At 53.1% G+C, this 24160-nt stretch carries 20 protein-coding genes and 3 pseudogenes; 16 read left to right on the top strand and 7 right to left on the bottom strand.

Annotation, left to right across the window (positions count from 1 at the left end; translation table 11 throughout):
- The first annotated feature begins 195 nt into the window (after positions 1-195).
- The 9 genes from EAG14_RS22925 to EAG14_RS17710 all read left to right on the top strand — a co-directional run bounded on the left by EAG14_RS22925 (position 196) and on the right by EAG14_RS17710 (position 8693).
- Complete coding sequence (locus tag EAG14_RS22925; RefSeq protein ID WP_162996031.1) at positions 196-1479, top strand: hypothetical protein; 1284 nt, start codon at positions 196-198, stop codon at positions 1477-1479.
- A complete protein-coding gene (gene rfbF, locus EAG14_RS17745; RefSeq protein WP_121729671.1) occupies positions 1476-2252 on the top strand; it encodes a glucose-1-phosphate cytidylyltransferase in 777 nt (258 codons plus the stop codon). Before EAG14_RS22925 ends, rfbF begins: the two co-directional genes overlap by 4 nt.
- A complete protein-coding gene (gene rfbG, locus EAG14_RS17740) occupies positions 2249-3310 on the top strand; it encodes a CDP-glucose 4,6-dehydratase (protein WP_205603424.1) in 1062 nt (353 codons plus the stop codon). The genes rfbF and rfbG overlap by 4 nt, the downstream gene beginning before the upstream one ends.
- An 18-nt stretch (positions 3311-3328) precedes the next feature.
- Complete coding sequence (gene rfbH / locus EAG14_RS17735; protein WP_121729669.1) at positions 3329-4651, top strand: lipopolysaccharide biosynthesis protein RfbH; 1323 nt, start codon at positions 3329-3331, stop codon at positions 4649-4651.
- Positions 4652-4663: 12 nt separating this feature from the next.
- Complete coding sequence (locus tag EAG14_RS17730) at positions 4664-5485, top strand: transketolase (protein WP_121729668.1); 822 nt, start codon at positions 4664-4666, stop codon at positions 5483-5485.
- Entirely contained in the window at positions 5482-6399 is a 918-nt protein-coding gene (locus tag EAG14_RS17725; protein WP_121729667.1) for a transketolase family protein, read from the top strand. Before EAG14_RS17730 ends, EAG14_RS17725 begins: the two co-directional genes overlap by 4 nt.
- Before the next feature lie 3 nt (positions 6400-6402).
- On the top strand, positions 6403-7353 hold the full coding sequence (locus EAG14_RS17720) for an NAD(P)-dependent oxidoreductase (RefSeq protein ID WP_121729666.1): 951 nt from the start codon (positions 6403-6405) through the stop codon (positions 7351-7353).
- Positions 7350-7592, top strand: a complete 243-nt coding sequence (locus EAG14_RS23785; RefSeq protein ID WP_121729665.1) for a GtrA family protein — start codon at positions 7350-7352, stop codon at positions 7590-7592. Before EAG14_RS17720 ends, EAG14_RS23785 begins: the two co-directional genes overlap by 4 nt.
- Before the next feature lie 147 nt (positions 7593-7739).
- Positions 7740-8693 (top strand): glycosyltransferase family 2 protein, encoded by a 954-nt coding sequence (locus EAG14_RS17710; RefSeq protein ID WP_121729664.1) that lies wholly within the window; start codon positions 7740-7742, stop codon positions 8691-8693.
- 43 nt (positions 8694-8736) lie between these two features.
- Here EAG14_RS17710 and EAG14_RS17705 read toward each other — a convergent pair.
- Positions 8737-9466 (bottom strand): annotated as a pseudogene (locus EAG14_RS17705) (transposase); the annotation flags it as partial.
- 110 nt (positions 9467-9576) lie between these two features.
- Here EAG14_RS17705 and EAG14_RS17700 point away from each other — a divergent pair.
- The 4 genes and pseudogenes from EAG14_RS17700 to EAG14_RS17685 form a co-directional block, all read left to right on the top strand.
- Positions 9577-11139 carry a hypothetical protein gene (locus EAG14_RS17700; protein WP_121729663.1) on the top strand — a complete coding sequence of 521 codons (1563 nt, stop codon included), beginning with the start codon at positions 9577-9579 and terminating at the stop codon, positions 11137-11139.
- A gap of 157 nt (positions 11140-11296) precedes the next feature.
- Positions 11297-11792, top strand: a pseudogene (locus EAG14_RS17695) (transposase); the annotation flags it as partial.
- Between the two features lie 128 nt (positions 11793-11920).
- Positions 11921-12713 (top strand): IS5 family transposase gene (locus EAG14_RS17690; protein WP_371414354.1). Its coding sequence is split into 2 segments (ribosomal slippage): positions 11921-12178 and positions 12180-12713, totalling 792 coding nucleotides; the frame shifts between segments, so codons are not numbered across the junction.
- 12 nt (positions 12714-12725) lie between these two features.
- Positions 12726-13328: pseudogene (locus tag EAG14_RS17685) on the top strand (transposase); the annotation flags it as partial.
- A 49-nt stretch (positions 13329-13377) separates the two neighbouring features.
- Here the strand turns inward: EAG14_RS17685 and cysN are convergent.
- From cysN to EAG14_RS23445, 3 genes are all read right to left on the bottom strand, one after another.
- A complete protein-coding gene (gene cysN, locus EAG14_RS17680; protein WP_121729662.1) occupies positions 13378-15291 on the bottom strand; it encodes a sulfate adenylyltransferase subunit CysN in 1914 nt (637 codons plus the stop codon).
- A complete protein-coding gene (gene cysD / locus EAG14_RS17675; protein ID WP_240457073.1) occupies positions 15291-16193 on the bottom strand; it encodes a sulfate adenylyltransferase subunit CysD in 903 nt (300 codons plus the stop codon). Before cysD ends, cysN begins: the two co-directional genes overlap by 1 nt.
- A 332-nt stretch (positions 16194-16525) precedes the next feature.
- On the bottom strand, positions 16526-16987 hold the full coding sequence (locus EAG14_RS23445) for a hypothetical protein (protein WP_240456831.1): 462 nt from the start codon (positions 16985-16987) through the stop codon (positions 16526-16528).
- Between the two features lie 107 nt (positions 16988-17094).
- On the opposite strand from EAG14_RS23445, the gene EAG14_RS17665 reads away from it, so the two are divergent.
- From EAG14_RS17665 to EAG14_RS17655, 3 genes are all read left to right on the top strand, one after another.
- A protein-coding gene (locus EAG14_RS17665; protein ID WP_371414362.1) for an IS3 family transposase occupies positions 17095-18233 on the top strand; the annotation gives its coding sequence in 2 pieces (ribosomal slippage) (positions 17095-17344 and positions 17344-18233; 1140 coding nt in all).
- A 3-nt stretch (positions 18234-18236) separates the two neighbouring features.
- Positions 18237-18545 carry a 3'(2'),5'-bisphosphate nucleotidase CysQ gene (locus tag EAG14_RS17660; RefSeq protein ID WP_121729660.1) on the top strand — a complete coding sequence of 103 codons (309 nt, stop codon included), beginning with the start codon at positions 18237-18239 and terminating at the stop codon, positions 18543-18545.
- Positions 18542-19321 carry a sulfite exporter TauE/SafE family protein gene (locus EAG14_RS17655; protein ID WP_099657985.1) on the top strand — a complete coding sequence of 260 codons (780 nt, stop codon included), beginning with the start codon at positions 18542-18544 and terminating at the stop codon, positions 19319-19321. The genes EAG14_RS17660 and EAG14_RS17655 overlap by 4 nt, the downstream gene beginning before the upstream one ends.
- A 39-nt stretch (positions 19322-19360) precedes the next feature.
- On the opposite strand, the gene EAG14_RS17650 is transcribed toward EAG14_RS17655, so the two are convergent.
- From EAG14_RS17650 to EAG14_RS17640, 3 genes are all read right to left on the bottom strand, one after another.
- Complete coding sequence (locus EAG14_RS17650; protein ID WP_121729659.1) at positions 19361-21226, bottom strand: glycosyltransferase; 1866 nt, start codon at positions 21224-21226, stop codon at positions 19361-19363.
- A gap of 20 nt (positions 21227-21246) precedes the next feature.
- A complete protein-coding gene (locus EAG14_RS17645) occupies positions 21247-23256 on the bottom strand; it encodes a tetratricopeptide repeat protein (RefSeq protein WP_121729658.1) in 2010 nt (669 codons plus the stop codon).
- Between the two features lie 160 nt (positions 23257-23416).
- Positions 23417-24019 carry a TetR/AcrR family transcriptional regulator gene (locus EAG14_RS17640; RefSeq protein WP_240457072.1) on the bottom strand — a complete coding sequence of 201 codons (603 nt, stop codon included), beginning with the start codon at positions 24017-24019 and terminating at the stop codon, positions 23417-23419.
- Positions 24020-24160 lie beyond the last annotated feature (141 nt).

The following is a 24160-nucleotide window of genomic DNA, read 5'->3' as shown; positions in this document are numbered from 1 at the left end:
CACCATACGCGCGTTGTTCAGGCGAGGTGTATCAGTAGTTCCTGATCTCCTAATTAAAGGCAAAAATTTCGTTTGGCGAAATTTGGTTTTTATAAAATATACTGCATCATGATAAAGCATAATAATTTAATTAATTATCATATACTGCCCATTGTTTTCAGTGTGCTGCTGTTGATTTTTTGCTACCCTGGCTTTATGTCTTATGACAGTATTCGCATGCTGGAAGAGGCGCGAACTCAAGTCGTAGGAGGAATATATCCTCCTGGGCCGGTCTATGTGTTGCGATTTTTCGATATATTAGGACATGGGCCAACGGTAATGATTTTTGCGCAAAATTATTTACTGTTATTTTCGCTTAATGCAATTCTCTTGGCAGTGGGTGCCTCTATTTTGCAGACTGCAATTTCATTGATTTTCTTCGTGGCGATGCCCACTGTTATGGGGGCGATGTTGGTATTGTGGAAGGACGTGACCCTCGCTTCAATAATGGCAGCTTCGCTTGCTATCATATTTGCTGACTATACAAGAAGTCCTGGTAAGTTGATTGGAAATGGAATTTGGATATCACTTTTGCTGATTGTGCTTTCGGCGACAATACGATTCAATGCAATTACTGCAACGGCCGTTTTGACAGTCTTTTGGATTAAGGTGTATTTTGCAGATAAAAATATGCTGTCTAAATTGAGCGCCTTCGTTGGCATCACGCTTGTGACCGTTGTTGTGGCTGGGGTTGTTAATAATTATAGATTCCCATCGATGGAGAAGTTGCAACCCAATAATCTTGCGTATGCAATAATGTCTTACGATTTGATTGGAGTTTCGGCGTGGAGTAGAAATTCGCTCGTCCCGATTGATACTGCTGCGGGTGGAGTTTCAGAGAAGGCAAAAATTTCGGATATTGATAAAATTTATAGTTCATTGGGCGCAGTTGAGATTCAGAATCGAAATTCGTCGCTTGGAAATTTGGTTAAGCTGTATCCTTCGGGGTATTCCCATGCTGATATATTTAAGGCTTGGGTTGCTGCAATTTTCAACGAGCCTTTTGCATACTTAAATTATCGATGGGATGTGTTTTCCGAAATAATTGGCGCGAAAAATCATGAAACTTTTGAGCCAACGCATTTTGGGAAAATTGATGAAAACAACTTCTCTATTAAATTTAAAGATAACTATTTAACAGATTTGGTTTTGCATTATATAAAGCTCGGTTCGTTGGTGGTCATCGGGAAGCCTTGGTTGTTCTTTTTGGGTGTATTTGTATTTGTATTTGTGGTTGGAGTTTTTGGAAAAAATATTTCACAAAAAAATAAAGCTCTTTCTGTTTATTCATTTGCCGCGTCTATGGCATATCTCTTACCTTTTTTTATTATTTCGGGAACAGGTGAGGTTCGTTATACATTTCCATCCATTATGTTTGGGATGGTATCTTTGTTTGTGATATTTGCTCGAAATCAAGAGGGTGGAAAGGATTTTTTATGAAGGCGGTCATACTTGCTGGTGGATTAGGGACGCGTATTTCTGAGGAGACTTCCGTTCGCCCAAAACCCATGATCGAGATCGGTGGGAAGCCAATCTTGTGGCATATATTGAAGACATATTCTCACCATGGAATCACTGAATTTATTATCTGCTGTGGTTACAAAGGATATGTAATCAAAGAGTATTTTGCTAACTACTTTTTGCACATGTCAGATGTCACCTTTGATATGAGCAAGAACAGCATGGAAGTACATCAACGAAACGCTGAGCCTTGGCGCGTGACCTTGGTGGACACTGGAGAGGACACCATGACTGGGGGGCGCCTAAAGCGCGTGGCACCTTATCTCGAGGACGATGAAGACTTCTGCTTCACCTATGGTGATGGCGTTAGCGATGTCAACATAAAGCAGCTTATTGATTTTCACCGCGCTCACGGCCTGCAAGCCACCCTCACCGCCACCTACCCACCTGGGCGGTTTGGTGCGCTCGACATACACCAGGACTTGAACGTGACCTCATTCAAGGAAAAACCCAAAGGTGATGGCGGCATGATTAATGGGGGCTTCTTCGTGCTGTCGCCCAAGGTGATTGCTCTCATTGCCAATGACGAGACGATCTGGGAGCGTGAACCTTTGGAGAGACTCGCTGAATCTAACCAGCTAAAAGCCTATAAGCACGAAGGATTCTGGCAGCCTATGGATACTTTGCGAGACAAAACCCATCTCGAGGAGCTCTGGCAATCCGGCAAGGCCCCCTGGAAGGTATGGGCATGAACCCCTCATTTTGGTACGGTAAGAAAGTGTTCCTCACAGGACACACTGGTTTTAAAGGAAGTTGGATGAGCCTCTGGCTTCAGCAACTCCGCGCTGAGGTGACAGGCTACGCGCTGGCGCCACCTACCACCCCCAGCTTGTATGACGTAGCGCACGTCGCGCAAGGCATGACTTCCATCATTGGCGATATCCGTGAAGGTGCCATGTTGGCCGATGCCATGCGCCAAGCGGCTCCGGAAATCGTAATCCACATGGCTGCTCAGCCTCTGGTACGGCGCTCATACGTTGACCCGGTCGAAACCTATTCCACCAATGTCATGGGCACGGTGCATCTGCTTGAGGCCGTACGGCAGACGCCTTCGGTGCGTGCCGTTGTCAACGTCACGACCGACAAATGCTATGAAAACAAAGAGTGGATATGGGGCTATCGTGAAAACGAGCCCATGGGCGGCTTTGACCCCTACAGCAGCAGTAAAGGCTGCGCTGAGTTAATTACGGCGGCCTACCGCAATTCGTTCTTCAACGCCAGTCAGCACCCTGTGGCCTTGGCAACGGCTAGAGCCGGCAACGTGATTGGCGGCGGCGATTGGGCCGACGATCGGCTGATTCCAGACATCTTGCGAGCCATCCAGGCCGGCTTGCCTGTCAACATTCGCAACCCCCACGCGACACGCCCTTGGCAGCATGTATTGGAGCCTGTAAGCGGTTATCTGGCACTTGCTGCAAAGTTGTATATCCAAGGCCCGGCCTTTGCCGAAGCCTTTAACTTTGGTCCCGCTGAAGAAGACGTCAAGCCCGTGCAATGGATCGTTGAGCAGCTTACGCAGCAATGGGGTGCAGGTGCATCTTGGCAGCTTGATGAGGGCGCGCATCCGCATGAGGCTCGCTACCTAAAGCTGGACTGCTCAAAAGCACGTACTGCACTGGGTTGGAGCCCCCGTTGGAACTTGGGCCAAGCTCTTCAGGCGATCACGACTTGGCACAAGGCCCACCATCACGACCAAGATATGCGAGCCGTTTGCTTGCATCAGATAAAAGAATACTCGGCAGCTGTTTAAATCAGCAGATTTCAACCCATGAAAAACGTCAAAACCCAAGCCATCCGCGACCAAATTTCTAAACTGGTCGAAGAATACGCTGCGATTGCCCTTGCCCCGGAAGCATTCTTTCCCGGAGTGACCATAGTTCCACCTTCTGGCAAGTCTCTCGACGCCACCGAGCTTAAGAATATGGTTGACGCTTCGCTCGACGGCTGGCTGACCACCGGCCGTTTCAATGCCGCGTTTGAGAAGAAACTCGCAGCCTTCATCGGCATCAAGCACCTGATTACAGTCAACTCGGGCTCTTCAGCCAATTTAGTGGCCTTCAATACTCTGACCTCGCCCAAGTTGGGCGAGCGTGCTATCCAAAAAGGTGACGAAGTCATCGGTGTGGCGGCTGGATTTCCCACCACCGTCAACCCGATCCTGCAATTTGGTGCGGTACCGGTGTTTGTCGATGTGGACAGGCTCACCCACAACGTTGATGCCAGCAAGATCGAAGCCGCTATTGGCCCCAAGACCAAGGCCATCATGCTGGCGCACAGCCTAGGCAACCCGTTCAACCTGGACGTGGTCACCGCCTTGTGCAAAAAATACAACTTGTGGTTGGTTGAAGACTGCTGCGACGCACTAGGCACAACCTACCGCGGTCAGATGGTCGGCACCTTCGGCGACATCGGAACTTTAAGCTTCTACCCGGCGCATCACATCACCATGGGTGAAGGTGGTGCGGTGTTCACCAACAGCGACGAACTCAAAACGATTGCCGAGAGCTTTCGCGACTGGGGTCGTGACTGTTATTGCCAGCCGGGCAAAGACAATACTTGCGGCAAACGTTTTTGCCAACAACTGGGCGATCTGCCATTCGGTTACGACCACAAGTACACATACAGTCATTTGGGCTACAACCTCAAAATCACCGACATGCAGGCTGCTTGTGGCTTGGCTCAGTTGGACAAGGCGGCGCAATTCATTCAGGCTCGCAAGGACAACTTTGCCTTCCTGAAAGAACGGCTGAAGGACTGCGAAGAATTTGTAAACCTGCCGGAGCCGACCGAGCACTCCGATCCCTCATGGTTCGGCTTCCCGATCACTCTGAAGGAGAATTGCCCGGTGTCTCGTCTGGACTTGTTGACCTATCTAGATCAAAACAAGGTTGGCACACGTCTTCTGTTCGCGGGTAACCTGACGCGCCAGCCCTACATGGTCGGGGCCAACTACCGTGTCAGTGGGGATCTGACCAATACCGACAATGTGATGAACAATACTTTCTGGATTGGAGTGCAGCCAGCGTTGACACGAGAAATGTTGGAGTTTGCGGCTCAGAAGATCGAGTCATATCTCGGCGTGAATTTTTAAGTGTTGCCTGCGATGATTTCACACGCCAAAACTTTCGATGCCCGAGTGCTGCGCAAGACCGTGTTGGACATGGCCTATGCCGGCTCTACGGTTCACATTGGATGCGCGTTCTCCATCATTGAACTGCTTGCCGTCTTGTATAGAAATCATTTGCGATACCCCGGAAATGATCCGCTGGCCGCAGGTCGCGACTATTTTGTGCTTAGCAAAGGCCATGGAGTCATGGCGCAATATGCGTGCATGCGCGAATTGGGTTGGCTTAAAGATGACGCGTTTTCGGCGTATTTTGCCGATGGCAGCGATCTAAAAGGTTTATCTGATTCACGCATTGCTGGTCTAGAGGTGACTTCCGGCTCGCTGGGGCATGGCTTCTCGGTCGGTGTGGGCATGGCGATGGGGGCCAAGCTGCGTGGTACTGATCAGAAAACCTACGCATTGGTTGGGGATGGCGAGATCAATGAGGGGCCCATCTGGGAGGGGGCACTGTTTGCGGGACACCATGAACTTAGGAATTTCATGGTGATCGTCGACGAAAATGGCTTTCAGGCCATGGGCAGCACGCAAGAGGTGCTCAAACTGGAATCGATCCAAGCCAAGTTCGAAAGCTTTGGATTTGAAGCGGTCACCATCGATGGCCATGATGAGGTGGCCATTGACTCCGCGATATCCCAACTCTGGTCCAGCGACTCGAAATCGCCTAAGGCTCTCATCGCCAAAACCGTAAAAGGCAAAGGTGTTCCGTTCATGGAACATAATAATATGTGGCATTACACGCGGCTTGATAGAGAAACCTACGCAAAAGCCTTGTCCGCTGTGGAGGAGGGTGCAAAATGAGGGCTGCTTTTTCCGAAGCGCTGGTTCGCTTGGCAACTGCTGACCCCAACGTTTTGCTGCTGACGGGCGACCATGGTTATGCCCTGTTTGATGATTTTCGTAAAGCATGCCCTGCGCAATACATCAATGCCGGTATTGCCGAACAAAATATGGTCGGAATGGCAGCGGGGCTGGCACGCGCTGGTTTTAGGCCCTTCGTCTATGGCTTAAGCGCTTTCATCCCTGTGCGCGTAGTTGAGCAAATTAAGCTTGATGTCGCCCATGACAAGCTTCCCGTGGTGTTCATTGGCGATGGGGCCGGGTTTGTCTACAGCCATCTTGGTACCAGCCACCAATCGACCGAGGATCTAGCCTGCACACGAGCGATCCCAGATTTATCGGTTTATTCTCCGGCGGACCGTTTTGAAGTGACTGTCTGTATGGATATGGCCTACAAGGCCAGGGCCTCAATCTATCTTCGCATGGGGAAGTCCGATCGCGGCGATGTGCACATGGCCGCGCTGCAGGCGAAAGCTGGTCATTTGCTACAAGCTAGGTCTGGAGCAGCTGGCGATATTGCCTTTATTGCGACCGGCTCACTTGTACGTACTGCGGTCGACATAGCCGCAGCAGGCTTCCCTGACGCCACTGTCTGGAGTGCGCCCTTCATCAAGCCCATTGATACCCAGCAGGTGACAGGAATTTGCGCGAAGAGTCGTGTCGTCATTGTGTTGGAAGAACATTCTGTGCTGGGCGGCCTGGGCTCAGTCATTACAGAAATCGCATCTGAGTTTGCTCCGGTGCGCATACTGCGAATTGGCGTGCGCGACCGTTTCTCTCATCACTGCGGCACCTATGAGTATTTGTTAAAGGAACATGGGCTGGATCGTCTAACGATTGAGCGCCAAATTCGTGACTTCCTCGCCGCGAGCTAAGCTATGCGCCTAGCCATACTCGGTGCCACCAGCCAGATCGCCACAGACCTGGTGCTGTCATTTGCCGCGCAAAGCAGCCATGACTTGGTGTTGTACGCCCGTCGTCCCGAAGTCGTATCGCAATGGCTGACAAGCCGTGGTTTGGTGGGGCGATATGCGTTTGCCGATTTCACGGCCTTCAGCGCGGACGAGCACTTTGACGCCATCCTCAATTTCGTCGGTGTAGGCAACCCCGCCCAGGCCGCAGCAATGGGGGCATCGATTTTCGATATCACCCTGAAATACGATGAGATGGCGATGCACTATGTGCGGCAGCACCCCGAGTGCCGATATCTTTTTCTGAGCAGCGGTGCCGCCTATGGCGCAAGCTTTGATGTACCAGTGGATGAAAACACCAAGGCAGTTATTGCAATTAATAACCTGCAGCCGACGGATTGGTATGCCGTTGCCAAACTGCACGCCGAATGCCGACATCGTGCGCTGCCTCAATTGCCAATTATTGATATCAGGGTTTTTAATTATTTCAGCTGTACGCAAAATATCTCTGCGAGATTTCTGATTACAGATATGCTGCGCGCTATTCGTGAAAATGTCGTTTTGAAAATTTCATCCGAATACATCGTGCGTGACTACCTTCATCCATCAGATTTTTATAAATTGATCAGTGCACTTCTCTGCTCGCCCGCTGCGAATGCGGCTGTCGATTGTTATAGTCGAGCGCCGGTGGACAAACCAAATTTGCTAACAGTCTTCGAAAGAGAATTTGGCTTGAAATATGAAATCACGCAAGCAAGCAACAGTGTGAATGCAACGGGTAATAAGCCATATTACTACTCGCTTAATACTCGAGCCGCTAATTTTGGATATCAGCCTGCTTTGACTTCTTTGGAAGGGCTTGTGAAAGAAATGCAGATTTTTTTACAAGGATTGCCAAGAGATTTTTTTGGGAAATGAAGTATCTATTTCTTCTTGAGAGACTCGCTGATCCAAAAATTATAAGACTCCTGGGTGCCAGCGTTGTGAATACTGTATTTGGATACTCTGTATATGCTGCGTTGCTATTTTTTAGTACGCCCTATTTGATTGCTTTGTTTGTGGCGACCATTGTTGGGGTGATTTTTAATTACTTTAGTTTTGCTCGATTGGTATTTAATGAGCATGGGAATTGGGCTGTTTATTCCGGTTTATTGTAGCCTATGTGCTATTGTATGCGATCAATGCAGTTTTGCTTATTTTCTTGAAGGAATATTTTCTGTTTAATCCCTATGCTGGTCAGTTTTTATGTATTCCTTCAAGCGTTCTGCTCAGCTGGTTGTTAATGAATTACTGGGTTTATAAAAATGATTGATGTTGTGGCTGAAAGAAAGCTGATAAGTATTGTTACTCCTTGTTATAACGAAGGGGAAAATGTGGTTGAGCTGCATCTACGTATTGCTGCAGTCATGGAAAATTTGCCGTACGATTATGAGCATATCTATATAGACAACGCATCAACCGACAGTACAGTCAAAGAGATAAAAAATATAGCAGCTCGAGATAAGCGTGTAAAGCTAATTGTAAATGCGCGTAATTTTGGTCATATTAAATCACCTTATTACGGTATTCTTCAGTCTCGTGGTGATGCCTGTATCCTGATTGCTTCCGATCTGCAGGATCCTCCGGAAATGATCGCGGAATTCGTGAAAAAATGGGAGGAAGGTTTTAAGACGGTTTTGGCGGTTAAGCCTGAGAGTGAAGAATCAGCCTCGATGTTTTTTATTAGAAAAATATACTATAAATTAATTTCTAATATATCTGAGGTGCCTCTGATCGAAAATGCTACCGGGGCTGGTCTTTTTGATCGGGTTGTTGTTAATATTTTACGTAATATAGATGATCCGTATCCATATTTTCGCGGGCTTTTGTGTGAGATAGGTTTTCCTGTTGCAACCGTACCATTTCGGCAGCCACGGCGGCAGCGTGGTATTAGCAGTAATAATTTTTATACGCTATACGATATGGCGATGTTGGGGATTACGAACCATTCGAAAGTTCCCTTGAGATTGATGGCTTTGGGTGGGTTTTTGTTGTCAATTCTGAGTTTGCTTACTGCTATAAGTTTTTTGGTTGCAAAATTTTTATTTTGGGAATCTTTTCAACTGGGTATTGCTCCAGTTTTGATCGGTGTTTTTTTCTTTGGCGCAGTTCAAACTTTTTTTATTGGCATGTTAGGCGAGTACATCGGCTCCATACATACAAAGATCCGAAATATGCCGTTGGTGATTGAATCAGAACGTGTCAATTTTGATAAATAGATATTTGGTTTTGACCGATAACTGCGTTCGTCTCTAGAGCGTGTTATGAACTTCCTGTCCCGGCCAGTGCCCGTGCAGCGGCGGGCAACATGAGCATCGCAAAGACAAGGAAATGCAGCCCGCCGAGCACTTCGGGCAGTCGCTCGTAGTCCCGCGATAGCCTGCAAAATCTCGCCAGCGCAGCCGAAGCTGCGCTCTACCACCCAGTGTCGGGGCAGCAGCACGAAGCCCTTCTTCGCCTCAGGCAACCTCACGATCTGCAGGTCGATCCCGTTTGCTTGCGCCGCCTTCGATGCAGCATCACCCGTGTAACCCTGGTCAGCCCAGGCCAGTTGCACCGTGTGGCCCGTGGCCTGCTGCATGTCCTCGCACAGGCGCTGCACTTGGGCGCACTTCTGCTCGTCCGCTGGCGTGACATGCACCGCCAGCAGGTGGCCCAGCGTGTCCACGGCCATGTAGACTTTGCTGCCGTGCTTGCGCTTGCAGCCGTCGTAGCCCGCACGCGGGCCGCTCTCGCAGCTCGACTGTAACGTGCGCCCATCCATCACTAAGGCGCTGGGCTGACCTTGGCGACCCTGCGCTACGCGAATGATGGAGCGCAGGTCCGAGACCATCGCCTCGAAGCAACCCGCCTCCAGCCCGCGCAGGGCATTGAAGACTTCCCGCAGATCGTGCTCTTGCTGGGGAGTGTGCTGGTCCATCAGGGTCCGGTAGGGGGCAGCGAAGCTCCATTCTTCATCGCTGACGTCTGTTGGGTAGGGCTTGGGGGCATGCGCAAACTCTACTCGCGGCTTTGCTCTTCAATGAGTAAAGTTCATAACACGCTCTAGTAAAACGGGTGACTCCTTCAGATTAAAATGATATTTTCCAGCGAGCTGTCTGCATGAACCAAGTAGTACAAAAGAATAACCATATCGTGCTTTACACATTGACGATATCCGGTTTTGTAGTTTTTCTTTCATATATTTGGCAAGGAAGCAAAGGATTTAGCCTATGGGACGAGGGCTTCCTTTGGTATGGCGTCCAGCGTGTTTTGCTAGGAGAAGTTCCAATTCGTGATTTTATGGCCTATGATCCAGGGCGATATTATTTGACAGCCGTGCTTGCAAGTCTTTTTGGCGATAGTGGCATCATGAGTTTAAGGGCTATATTAACTTCCTTCCAGGGTTTGGGGCTGTTTGCTGGTTTGTTTTTAATCACAAAATCACAGCGCATAAAATGCAAGAGTGATATCGTTTTCACGCTTCTTGTCGCCATCACTCTAGTTTCGTGGATGTTCCCTCGGCATAAAATTTTTGACATTTCTATCTCTATTTTTCTTGTTGGAATTCTTGCATATCTTATTTCAAATCCGATTTCAAAGAGCTATTTTTCTGTGGGCGTTGGTTTAGGATTGATTGCTATTTTTGGTCGAAATCATGGGATTTATGGAGCATTGGGTAGTGTCGGTGTTATCGCATGGATCTCAATAAAAAACCAGTCAAATATTAGTTTTGTAAAAGCAATTTTGCTTTGGGGCGCCGGGGTGGTAATAGGTTTTGCACCTATCATTTTTATGGCGGTTCTCATACCCGGATTCGGCGCTACTTTCTGGGAAAGCATCCTATTTTTGTTCGAACGCAAAGCAACTAATTTACCGCTACCTATTCCCTGGCCGTGGACCGTTAAATTCTCAAAACTCTCTTATGGCGAGGCTGCTCGAGGATTATTGATTGGGATTTTTTTTATGGGAGCCATCGTATATGCGGGAATTTCCTTATCTTGGGTCATTTACAAAAAATTCAAAAATGAAGCAGTATCCCCTGTGTTGGTCGCATCGGCTTTTCTTTCTCTCCCTTACGCTCACTATGCTTTCTCTCGGTCTGATGTTAGCCATCTTGCTCAGGGAGTCTTTCCACTGCTGGTTGGTAGTTTCGTTCTGCTATCCCTTTCCGCAGCAAGGCTCAAATGGTCACTCGCTATAGCGCTCTGCGGGTCAAGCTTATGGGTAACGCATATCTTTCACCCCGGATGGTATTGTCTTGCGAGCGAACAATGCGTATCTGTTGAAATTTCAGGAAGTCAGCTTAAGGTTGACCCTAGCACATCGAGTGATATCGCACTACTTCGAAAACTCGCTGAGGAGTATGCTCCAAATGGACAAAATTTTGTTGCTACGCCACTTTGGCCTGGCGCATATGCCTTGCTAGAGCGCAGATCGCCGATGTGGGAAATTTATGCTCTTTTTTCTCGCTCCGAGACATTTGAAAATCAAGAGATTGAGCGTATTAAAGCTTCGGATCCTGGGTTTTTGTTTGTTTTTGACTGGCCTCTTGATGGACGTGAAGAAATGCGATTCAAAAATACACACCCACTGATTTATCAGTTTATTTTGAAAAATTTTGATCCGCTGGAAATTTCTCAACACTCTGCCTACAAAATTTTCAAAGCCCGAGGCGAAAGGTAATGAAAAATTAGCCATTTCGCAGTATGGCTAAATAGTCCGCTCTGAGCAATGCGCAAGCACTTGATCTGAAACTTAGTTCTGTTCATTGATAGGTGCGGGATTTGCAAGGTATGGTTTTGCCAGCACCGTTTTTTTTGCAAATTCATCCAGGAGTTCCTTGGGGCCAAAGCCTTCACAGCCGCAGTCCGGTGAGCTGTTCCGTCCGAGGCTGGACGAGCAACTCAACATGAAGCACCCGCAGGTGCGGCTAGCCGATTTGATCGACTGGGATGAGATCAAGCGCACCTTTGCAGCCTCGTTCTCGTCCTCTCGCGGCCGACCCGCCTTGGCGCCGCGCCTAGTGGTCGGGCTGCTGTACCTGCTGCACACCTTCGATGCCTCTGACGAAGCCGTGGTCAACACCTGGGTGGAGAACCCCTACTGTCAGTTCTTCTGTGGCGAGACCTACCTGCAGACCGAGCTGCCCATCAACCCGTCCAGCCTGACGCGCTGGAGAAAGCGCATTGCAGAAGAAGGCGTGGAGACGCTGCTGGCGGCCAGCATCGAGGCGGTCTGGCGTGGCGGCGTCATCCAGAAGTTCAGCACACAGCAGGCGACTAGTGGACACCACCGTCATGCCCAAGGCCATTAGCCACCCCACCGACAGCCAACTGCACGCGCTACCTGAAGTGGCCAAGGCCAAAGTCCAGGACCTGCTCAGCCGTAAGAACCTGTTCAAAATCTTTTCCCGATGAGGTACTGATAGCAGGCTGACTGTGACTGAAGCTAAGCTGCGTGCTCCATGAGAGCCAAGTACCCCAGCGACATTAGCCCCGAGCAATTTGAACCCATCCGTGCCTTGCTGGAGAGTGCCCGCAAGAGTACGCGCCCACGCAGTGTTGATCTGTATGAGGTGTTCTGCGCAGTGCTCTATTTGCTGCGCACCGGTTGCCAGTGGCGGGCGTTGCCCAGTGACTTTCCCAAGTGGCGCACGGTGCATGCGTACTTTGCCATCTGGAGCGAGCCGCGTGAGGGAGGCAGCCTGCTGGAGCAGGCTTTAAAAAAATCAGGTTGGCGCGGCCCGAGAGAAACTGGGGCGCAACGCCTCAAGCACGTTCTTGATCGTGGACGCGCAGAGCGTGAAGAACACGGAAACGGCGGGCAGCAAGGGCTATGACGCGGGCAAGAAAGTCTCGGGAATCAAGCGCCATATTGCAGTGGACACGCTAGGGCTGCCGCACGCCGTTGCGGTGACGACGGCAGAGGTGACGGACCGCAAAGGGGCTTTGCAGGCACTGCAGCGCTGCAAACCTGCTTTGAGCCGGGTGCAAGCCCTGTTGTGTGACAGCGGCTATGTGGGCCGGCCGTTTGCCCAGGGCGTCCAAGACATTCTGGGCGGACACGTCGTGGCACAGATCGCCAAGCGCAGTGAACTGCATACGTTCAAGGTGATGCCCCAGCGTTGGGTGGTGGAGCGCAGCTTTGCCTGGTTGGAGAAGAACAGGCGGTTGTGGAAGAACTGCGAGAGGTTGCTGAACACCAGCTTGCAGTTCGTCCATCTGGCATTCTTGGCTCTGCTGCTCAAAAGATCTTGAACAGGTTCTTAGGGCCGCTTCCTGACCCAGCGCACCAAAGACCAGAACAAGCTGTACGCATTGCATGCACCTGAGGTGGAATACGTCAGCAAGGGCAAGGGCAAGACATCGTATAAGTTCGGCGTGAAGGTCAGCATCGCCACCACGCTCAGGGATAACCTGGTGGTGGACATGAGGAGCATGCCGGGCAATCCGTATGACAGCCAAACGCTGGCCGAGACGCTGGAGCAATTGGGCATCCTCACCGGCACGGACAAGCCGCCGGCCACGGCCATCGTGGACAAGGGTTACCGTGGCGTGAAGGTTGAGGGTGTGCGCATTCTGATGTCAGGTCAAAAGCGTGGCATCACCCGAACGCTCAAGGCCATGATCAAAAGGCACAGCGCCATCGAGTCGGCTATCGGGCACATGAAGATCGACGGGAGGCTCGCCCGCAATCAACTCAAGTGCGCGCTGGGCGATGCGCTGCACGCGGTGATGTGCGGTGCCGGGCACAACCTGCGCTTGATCCTGGCCGCGCTGCGGCTTCTATGCGCCCGATTCAGGTTGACGATGCAGGCGGTCATCGCGGCACTGCTCGTCGCTCCCGGTGACCGCCGATCTGTCTGGGGCTGAGAACGGAATTGTTCAGGGCGGACTTATTGCTGCAAAAATTGAAAGAGTCTCACTTGGATAATTCCTGCAGTAGTTGTTTGACGATGCCGTCAATAGCGTTGGCAGCGGTTTCGATCACGACGGATGGATTGTTCGGCTGTTCATAGGGGCTGCTGATTCCGGTCATATTGGGCAGCAATCCATTCCGCGCCTTTTTGTAGAGGCCTTTGGGATCACGCCGTTCGCACTCCGTGAGGGGGGTCGCGACAAACACCTCTACAAAGTTTTCCTTACCGATGAGTGCACGTGCCATTTCACGCTCTTGGCGGAAAGGGGAAATGAAGGCAGTCATCACTATCAAGCCTGCATCCATCATGAGTTTGGCCACCTCTGCCACGCGGCGGATGTTCTCCACCCGGTCAGCATCGGTAAAGCCCAAGTCTCTGTTCAACCCTTGGCGAATGTTGTCGCCATCCAGAATGTAGGTACGTTTGCCTTGGGCATGCAGTTCTTTTTCCAGCGCATTGGCAATGGTGGATTTACCAGAGCCAGAAAGACCGGTGAACCAGATTACTTTGCCTTTATGGCCGTTTAGCCGCTCGCGGTCTTGCAGAGTGATGCTGAGGGCTTGCCGGTGCACGTTGTCTGCGCGGCGCAGGTTGTGTGTAATCAGGCCTGCGGCCACGGTGGCCTGGGTGAAGCGGTCTACCAAAATAAAGGCACCCAGCGTGTGCGATGTGATGTAGGCGTCAAACACCACTGGGCGGCTTAGGGCCAGATTGCATGCGGCAATGTCGTTCAGACCGAGTTGTCGGCACGATTCGTGAGCGCCAGTGTTGACGTCGATGCGGTGCTTGATGCTGGTCAGCGATGCGCCTGACCATTGGCCTGCCAGTTTTAGTTCGTAGTTTCGGCCCACCATACCTTTGTCTTCATGCATCCAGATCACGGTTGCGGTGAACTGGTCGGTCATTTCAAGCGGCGCGTCCGCGCTGGCAAGGATGTCGCCGCGCGATGCATCCACTTCTTTGTCCAGCACTACGGTGATGGAGCTTCCTGGCAAGGCTTCTGAGGCGTCTCCGGCCGGGGTAATGATGCGTTTAATTTGCGCGGTTTGGCCCGATGCCGTAACACGGACCGCGGTCCCCACAGCGATTCGTCCACTAGCAACGGTGCCGCTCAAGCCTCTGAAATCGGCCTGGGGCCGGTTGACGTATTGCACGGGAAATACCAATCGCTGGTCGGTGGCTGGATGGATTTGCGCCGTTTCCAGGTATCCCAAGAGTGTGGGGCCGCTATACCAGGGTGTTCGGGCAGAGCGGGTGGTGATGTTGTCGCCCTGCAATGCAGAGATTGGGATAGCTGTCACGGTGCCAAACTGCAGGCCTTCGGCCAGCGTGCCAAAGTCATGTGCGATGCGTTCAAACACTTTGGCGTCAAACCCTACCAAATCCATCTTGTTGATGGCCAACGTTATGTGACGAATGCCCATCAGTGAAACTAGGCGGGCGTGCCGCCGTGTTTGCATCAGCAAGCCTTTTCTTGCATCGATCAGGATGACCGCCAAGTCGGCGGTAGAGGCGCCAGTCACCATGTTCCGGGTGTATTGCTCATGCCCTGGAGTGTCTGCCACGATGAACTTGCGCCGTGCTGTGCCGAAGAATCGGTAGGCCACGTCGATGGTGATGCCTTGTTCCCGCTCGGCAGACAGGCCGTCTAGCAATAGCGCCAAGTCAATGTTGTCGCCTTGTGTTCCATGCCGTTTAGAAGCGGCAGTTACCGCAGCCAGTTGGTCGTCAAAAATATGGTGAGATTCCCACAAAAGACGCCCTATCAGGGTACTTTTGCCGTCGTCTACGCTGCCGCAAGTGATAAAACGTAGCGTGTCTTGTTCTGCCTGCCGTGCGAGCCAGTCGCCTAGGTGGGTTGTGTCGCTATTGCGTGCCGGGTATGGGGCTGTTTGCGATTGGGTGGTGTGTGCCATCAGAAGTAACCCTCCTGCTTCTTCTTTTCCATTGATCCCGCGCTGTCGGTGTCAATCTTGCGGCCCTGTCGTTCGGACTGGCGGGTGTTGATAAGTTCCAACAGGATGTCTTCCAGTGTGTCTGCTTCAGACTCGATGGCGCCCGTCAGTGGGTAGCACCCCAGCGTGCGAAAGCGCACCTTACGTATTTGAATTTCCTCCCCAGGCAGTAGCTGGCAGCGATCATCGTCTACCAGCATGATCATTCCTGGGCGCACCACGACAGGGCGTGGCGTGGCAAAGTAAAGCGGCACAACCGGGATCCCCTCGTGGAGGATGTATTGCCAGACGTCCAGTTCGGTCCAATTCGACAGTGGAAACACCCGTATGCCTTCCCCGGAGGTTTTGCGCGTGTTGTACAAATTCCAGAGCTCGGGGCGTTGGTTCTTAGGGTCCCATTGATGATTGGCGGTGCGAAACGAGAACACACGTTCTTTGGCCCGAGATTGTTCTTCGTCTCGTCGCGCCCCGCCAAACACCACGTCAAACTGGTGCTGGTTGAGTGACTGCTTCAATGCCTCGGTCTTGGTAATGTCGGTGTGAAGGGCCGAGCCATGGTCAAAAGGATTGATGTTTTTCTCAATGGCATCCGGGTTGATGTGTGTCAGCAGCTGCATCCCACTTTCGCGAGCCATCCAGTCCCGGAAGTCGTACATCTCCTGAAACTTCCACCGGGTGTCTACATGTAGCAGGGGGAACGGGGGCACCCCGGGATAAAACGCCTTGCGCGCTAGGTGCAGCATCACGCTGCTGTCTTTTCCAATGGAATACAACATTGCAGGGTTTTGGGACTCGGCCACTGCTTCTCGGAGGATGTAAATGCTTTCCGCCTCGAGTTGTCTGAGATGTGGCGAGAGGGGCATCGACGAAAAATTGCCCTTTTGTGGATGCCTGCCGTTGGGCATTGCGGATCGGTACGCCTGTAAGTGAACGTTGATGCCTGGTGCGTTTGGTGCAGTTCGCAGGGCTTCGACCAGCGCACCGTGCGGAAACAGCGCGACGGGCTTGCTGATGTGTTTTTGCAGCGCCAGCAGGGCTTGCCAAATGGTTTCTTTTTGCGAGTCTGGCAGTGGTACCCAGATGCGGGCGCCGCGCGCGTCGTTCGCATGCAGGCAGGGTGCACCATTCGGTAGCGGGCTTAGCTGGGCAAAAAGAACACGGTCGCGTCGTTTGCGTGCTTGCTCCATCGCCCAGTTCAGCACCAAGCGTTTGGGGGGAGGCCTTGCTCGTCTCGCAAATCACCGTCGTTCAGTCCCTGTGGGAGTAGTCCTAGCGCGTTGAGTCTGCGCTCGGCGGTTCGTTTGGTGTCGGCTTCGCCACATTTCTTCAGGTGCGAGTATGCAAGCTCCGTATCCCAAACCTGCTTGGCATCAAGGCCTAGCAACGCTTGAGCGAGATTTGTCGCAATTTGATTGTTTTTCAATTTATTTAGGGAAAATTGAGTGATAGGATTCATATCTTCGACAAATTTTGGTAATTTTGCAATATGCGACATGTTGAGGTCACTAAATTGCTCGAAAAGCTGCTGCCTATTGCACGCCTTGCTGGCAGCGCAGTGATGGCTGTGTACGCCACAGAGCAATTCGCGGCAACGTTGAAGAAAGACACTTCCCCATTGACGCAAGCGGATTTGTCTGCCCATCAGGTGTTGGTTCATCACTTGCAACAATTGCTGCCGGACTGCCCCGTAGTGTCTGAGGAGTCTGGACTTCACCCGGTTCAATAGACACCTATCAAGGTCGAAATTGAACTGGAGAGTGAGAAATGAAGAGAGTGCGATACCCGGCTGAGTTCAAGGCAGAAGCCGTCAAACAGGTGACCGAGCGTGGTCATGGGGTAGTGGATGTAGCCAAGCGATTGGGCATGTCGGACAAAAGCCTGTACCTGTGGGTGCGGCTTGCCAAAGAGCAATCGAGCGCAGGGGGGGCAGAGACAAGCCAGCTCAAGGCCGAGGTATCCCGGCTCAAAGCGGAGCTCAAAAGGGCCAATGAGGAGCGCGACATCCTAAAAAAGGCCGCAACGTACTTTGCCAAGCTGTCCGGGTGAAGTGCGCATTCATGGCCGAACATAAAGGCCAGTTCCGGCTCAGCAGCATGTGCCGCGTTCTGCGCGTACAGCGCAGTGGCTATTACGCTTGGAAGGCCAATCCAAAGTCCAAACGCGCCTTAGCCGACGATGTCTTGCTGGCAAGCATTCGGCAATCCTTTGACGACAGCCACGGGATTTATGGAAGCCCACGCATCCTGCGGGACTTGCGAGAGGACGGTATGGCGTGCGGTCAAAAACGTGTAGCACGCCTGATGCGCCAGGCCCAACTGCGCTCAGTGCGTGGTTACAAGCGGCCACGCTACCGAGTCGGTCTTCCTGCGACTGCCGCACCGAACCGGTTGCAACGTGAGTTCACGGTCACGCTACCGAACCAAGTGTGGGTCACCGACATTACCTATATCCGAACCCATGAGGGCTGGTTGTACCTAACGGCCGTAATTGACCTGTACTCGCGCATGGTGGTCGGCTGGGCGATGAACTCCAGCATGGCTACAGAGTTGGTGTTGGATGCGCTCACGATGGCAGTGTGGCGCAGGCGCCCAACGGGTCCAGTGATGATCCATTCCGACCAAGGAAGTCAGTTTGGCAGTGACGACTTCGCCCGCTGGTGCAAGGACAACCAATTGGTGCCAAGCATGAGCCGACGTGGAAACTGTTGGGACAACGCGGTAGCAGAGTCCTTCTTCAGCAGCTTGAAGAAGGAGAGAATCAAACGCCATATCTATGCCACCAGGCAAGACGCCAAGTCAGATGTGTTTGACTACATCGAAGGTTTTTACAATCGAATCCGTCGGCACAGTCACCTAGACCAACTGAGTCCGCTGGCATTCGAACAACTTCGAAACGGAAGTTGAAATATGTCTACGAAACCGGGTGAAGTCCACTTGGATGTCGATACAAAGGTAATGATCGACCGGCTGGGACCCGTGCAGTTGATGCAAGCGGGCAGTTCATTGAAGTTTTGCCGGATCGCGGAAGGTGAGGCTGACATGTACCCACGCTTGGCTCCCACTTGTGAGTGGGATACGGCAGCTGCACAAGCCGTATTAGAGGGCGCAGGGGGCTTGGTGCTGGACCTGCAAGGCCGCCCCCTGCGTTATGGCAAACCTGAGGTATTCAATCCCTCGTTCGTTGCCGCTGGTTGCATGGCCTGGATGCCCGAGTGATTGATTCGTCTTATGCGCTAGCCGGTGCGTTGACCGGTTTGGTCGTGGGCATCACGGGTGTGGGTGGCGGCGCACTAATGACGCCCATTTTGCTCATTGTCTTTGGCGTGTCTCCAATCACTGCCATCGCTACTGACTTGTGGTTTGCGGCCATCACCAAACTTGTTGGAGCACGTGCACACCATGCCAGTGGCCATGTGGACTGGCGGGTAGCTAAACGCTTGTGGATGGGGAGCTTGCCGGTAGCACTGGTCATCGTTGTGATAGTCAGCTTCGGTGTTCGGATGGCGCAGGTGGAGTGGCTAACCAAAACGATTGGCATTGTTGTGCTTATCACTGCCGCAGGCTTGCTGGCTGCGCCATATCTAAGGGCTCTTGCGCGCCAGCAGCGTATCGAAGAACCGGTGCGTTTTAAGGCCATTCAGCCGTTGCTGACGGTGGTTGCTGGCGCAGTTTTGGGGTTGTGTGTAGCCCTTACCTCGGTAGGAGCAGGAGCGCTGGGTACTGTAATGTTGCTATATCTCTATCCACTCCGGATGACCCCTCATCGCCTAGTCGCCACCGATATCGTGCACGCGGTTCCATTGGCGGCCGTTGCTGGAATTGGTTATCTGTTTGCCGGAATGGTGGACCTATGGATGCTTGGCAGCTTGTTGGTGGGTTCTGTTCCTGCGGTGCTTTTGGGGAGCCTGCTCGCTGGAAAAATTGCGGGCCGATGGATTCAGTTGGCTCTCGCGATGGTATTAATGGCGGCGGGGATCAAGGTGATGGTATGACGCAAACTTGGGGGCGCTATCGAGGCCAATTGACAAACGCTATGCGGTTTGCGAAATTTTTCTGGTCTTGTTTGCACGCCTCCCATGCGCAATGCCAACAAGTGTTGATACAACCATGTATCGCACTGCATAGGCCCAGGATCTGAAAATTTTGGAGCGATCTATCTTGGAGGTGTGCATTGCAAGCGGCACCTCGGCAATTCGCTTACCTTCGCGTCTCATCAGCAACAACGTTCCGATGTCCTGGTAGTCCAGCAGCGTGGCCTCGGCAGATGCAGCCACTTGCATGGCTGCGCGGTTATACAGCCGAAATCCCGACACAAAATCACGCAATCCCAAGCCTGTCAACCACCGAAACCACTGCCAGGCTGCACGGCGCGGCAGGCTGTTGCTGCTTGCGAAATAGGCTACTGCCATGTCAGCTTCATTGCCCGCAGCAAGTAGCGCCGGTAGTTCCTCTACTTCATAGCGGCCCTCAGCGTCGATGGTGATGGCGCAAGAGTAGCCTTGCACAAGCGCATGACGGATGCCGGTCTGCAAGCTGCCCCAGGTCGTCATTTTCAGAAGAGGGCGCAGCACCCGTGCCCCGTGCTGCTCAGCCAAGTGGCAGGTTGCGTCAGTGCTGCGGTTATCAACCACAAGCACTGGAGCGTTGACCAAGGCGCGCACGCGCTGAAGCAGAGGGGCGATGTCTGCGGCATTGTTATGGGTGGCAATCACCACCATCAAGCCGCGTGTGGAGGACTCTGTATTTCTGCCCGGTGCCATGCTTCTGTAATGGCGGGCAGTGGCGCGCTCGCAAGGGCCAATCCCAAAGTGCTCTTGCAGTGCTTTGTTGCCTGCTTTGCCCAAACGTTGACGCAAGCCGGGATCATGTTGCAGGCGGGCTATGGTGCTGCGCCAGGCTTCCACATCTTCAAAAGGAACGTGCAGTCCGCAATGGGCGTGTGAAACAACCCACGGCATCCCAGAGCCCGGCAAATCCGTCACGAGACAGGGGCGTGAGTGCTGCATGGCCTCCAGCAGCACCACTCCAAACGCCTCCGTGCGCTCGCGCGATGCCAAGCAAAAAAGGTCGCACTGCGCCAACAGAGCATGCTTTTGGGCATCATCCACAGCACCTAAGAGTCGGGTGGCGGGCGCAGTACCAGCAGGGGTTGTGCTGCGCACCAGCTCTTCAAGAGAGTCGTGAAGCTCGCCACTTCCGACAATCAGCAGTTCCACACCGGGCAGTGTGGAGACCGCTTTAATCAGGATTTCAAAGCCCTTGTAGTAGGTGAGCCGGCCGATCGATAGGAGTCTGAATTGGGTCTCTGCCCGCCAAAGTGATATTGCTTGTGCTCTGGCCTCCGCTCCAGGAGCACTGTCTTGCAGATTGATACCCAGCGGCACCACGTCACATTTATCGAGCCAAGGTCGCAGTGCTGCGCTGGCCTGCAAGTAGGGCGGTGATGTTGCGAAGATCTGTTGTGCACGTTCCAGAAGAGCTTGCTCAAAAGGCCGGTACAGCATGTAGGCCAAAGCCACAGACCACTTGATATTCGACACCACCACGTCCGAATGCCAGTGCACCACCCAAGGCACTTTACGTGCACTAGGGAGCGTTAGTGCCCAGAGCGCCGAGTTGTTGGGCATGTGCAAGTGCAGCACATCCGGCTTGATGCGGTCGATGGCTTGTCCGAGCGCGCGCCGAAAGCCAACGGCCATGGGCGCGTACACCAAATTGAACTGCACTGGAACCCTGTGCACCCAAGGGGGGTCATCAGGCAAGGAGGTTCCATGCACCATGGCATGAGCGTCGATGCCCTGGCGTCGCTGCTCTTGAATCAGGTCTGCCAAAAAGACTTCCATCCCGCCCATGTATGGTGGAAAGAACTTGCCGACATGGAGGATTCGCAACGTCATGGTCGAGCTGCTTGTCTGCGTCAGGGCTTGGACTTGTTGGATGGTTTGGTGGATGCGGCCAGCTGCTCGCGCACTTGCCGATACTGCGCATTGCGTGGCTCCAGCTTGATCGCCTCATCGATATCTTTCAGGCCATCATTCAGTTTGCCCGCACGGTACAACGCAACGCCTCTTCCGTAGTAAGCAGGGGCACTAGGTGCAGATGCGATTAAATCGTCAAACAGGGGGATCGCCTTTTGCGTATCGCCCTTGCCAACCATTGCCATGCCCATACCCAGCAAGAGCCGGGGATGTTTGGGGCTCATTTGCAGCAGGGTTTCAAAGTCGCTGATGGCTGCGTCATATTGCTGGGCGGCAATGCCTGCATCAGCATGCCGTTGCAGCAGCAATACTTGCATTTTCTTATCGGTGTTGTTTCCTTGGGGCGCGTCTTTCAGGGCTGTGCCAAAGCTCTCGAACGCCAATGGGAATTGGCCCAGAGCGAAGGCCGACTCGCCCCGGTGGTAGTGCAGCAATTGCCCGCTGAAGCCCTTGGCCTGCGCCGCGGCAAACGCCTGCAGCGCTTCTGCATGCTTCTTTTGCTGCTGCAGCGTGACCCCAATATTGAAGCGAGCATTCCCGCCCAAGTCCCCCAGAGCATCGGCCGTCAGAAAGGCACGCTCTGCCAATGCGAGGGATCCTTTTTCAAGGTGATAGGCGCCCAGGTTCAAGAATGGGCGGCTGCGCCCAACGGCATTGGCTGGGGCTTTAGTGTCGACTTTTTCGGCCGCGTCAGCCCAGGCAGTGCCTTCATCCCTGAGGGAGAGGTTGCGCTCCAATGCCAATCCGCCAAAGATCAACGCAATCAAGACACCCACGGCGTAAATCGTCTTGGGCTTAAAGCCGGTCAGCACAATGGCAACAAGGCCGGGGACGGCCACAGCCCACAAGTAACTGCGGTACAGCACAAACGGGTCTTGCACCCAGACCGTGGCAAATTCGGTTGCAAACCAAAGCAGCGGGAACAGCAGGATCAGACCGGCCAAACCCAGCGCATCTTTGCGGCGTACCACCATCCAAATCGCTATCCCAAGCAAGCAGACATATCCCAAAGCACCAGCCAAATGCCCCCACGAAGCAAACCCCAGCGGAAACGCCGGACGCAGGTCGACTGACATCCACTGCACGTTGGGGACAAACCACAGCAGGCCATATGCAAAAAACAGTGCCGCTTCGTTCAGCAGGCTCAAAGGGTAAATCTGGGCTGTGATTCCGGGGCGCATGGCCTCCAGCTGCTGCACCAATGCTGCAGAGCGTGGGTCAAACACCTTGCCCAGCACTGCCCCATAAATGCCAAAAAACGCAGCGGCAGCGAGTGCCAACACCAGTAACGCGCCGCCGGCGACAACAGCAATAGCTTTCCAGCCGGGGCGGCGGATGTAGATGTACAGCGGCACGGCCATGGCGGCTGTCATGACGGCATACTCTTTGGACAGCACGGCCAGCACATAGCTACCCAAAGCCCCTGCGTACCAGCCAGCGCGCCCCGTTTGCAGGCCGCGAACGAAGAGCCAGCAGGCCAGCACCGCAAACAATGTCGCCATCACGATAGAGCGCTGAACCAAGTACCCCACCGCGTAGACGGCGACCGGATTCAATGCGAACAGTGCGACTCCCACCTGCAATGCGGCGGTGCGGGAGGCCTCAAAGTGCGTTTGATCCTCAAACTCTTGGGGAAATTTGGCTTGGCTCAACAGCGCTTTCAGTAGCGCATAAATGCAAGCGACCGTGCCCAGGTGCAACGCGATATTCAGAAATCGCTGTTTCCACCACCCTTCGCCGAACAAACTTTGTAGCCAAACGAAGCTTCCATAAGACAGCATCCGCTGTTTGAATTGGAGCAGGCTGCCGTATTGGCCAAAGATGGTGCCGTCGCTCAATCGCAGGTCATCAAACAGCAAATCATTGCGAATGCCAGGCAGGTAAATGCCCAGCACTGCCAAAACAAGGGCAATGGCAAATAGGTAGGTTGCTTTGCGCGATGTAGCCATAAGAATTTTTGAGGAGGAATGCCAGGGTTTGCCGACTGTGCGATACAGGCAGTCACAGGCAGGCAAACGGGTCGGAGCGAGTCTAAGCCATGCGGGGCTTTGGTTAACAGTTCCCAAGTCACCGCTGCTCAGGCGTGCGCGCCTGAGCAGGAGGCCGCACTCATGTGCTGGGTCGGGTCTGGAGGCCTAATCCTGACAAGACCAATTGGCAGATCAGCGCCTCCGCCTTCTCATAGTCCTTCTCCGTCAGCGCAGGCTTGCCCAGCAGCAGCGCAAATTGCGCCTCCTGGTCGGCGTAGGCCTGGGTGACCGACCAGATGATGAACATCAGGTGGGTGAAGTTGACCTTGGCGATGCGGCCTTCCTTGGCCCAGCGCTCGAAGGTGCGTACTTCGGCTTTGAGGCGAGGGCCAACGCGCTCGGTGATGGCTTTGCCGTAACGTGGTGCACCGGCAATCACCTCTTTGGTGAACACTTTGGCGCCATCGGGGTGCTCACGGGAATACCGCAGTTTGGCCTGGATGTATTGGCGCAGGGCGGCCTCTGGCTCGTTGCTGTGCGACAGGTCGTCCATACCTGCCAGCCATTGGTTCAGCACGTCATCCAGCACGCGCTGGTACAGCGCCTCCTTGCTGGGAAAGTAATACAGCAGGTTATGACGGCTCAAGCCCGCTGCCGCGGCAATGTTCTCAAGGGATGCGCCTTCAAACCCAAACTGGGCGAAATGGCTCTGGGCTTCCTGGAGGATGCCGCGCTCTTTCAGTAAGCGTGATGGCTTGGGGCTCGCGCGGTGGGCTCTGTGGTTGACGGGTTGGCAGGAGCTCGGGCTGCGGCGGTGCGTTGGCGGGCCGGGGATGGGGTTGGAGATGTATGGAGTGGGCGTGCGGCTGTCATCGCACCATTG

The sequence above is a fragment of the Acidovorax sp. 1608163 genome, assembly GCF_003669015.1.
Taxonomy (GTDB): Bacteria; Pseudomonadota; Gammaproteobacteria; order Burkholderiales; family Burkholderiaceae_C; genus Acidovorax.
The sequence above is the reverse complement of the archived record's forward strand: the minus strand, read 5'-3'. Positions and strand labels throughout refer to the sequence as shown.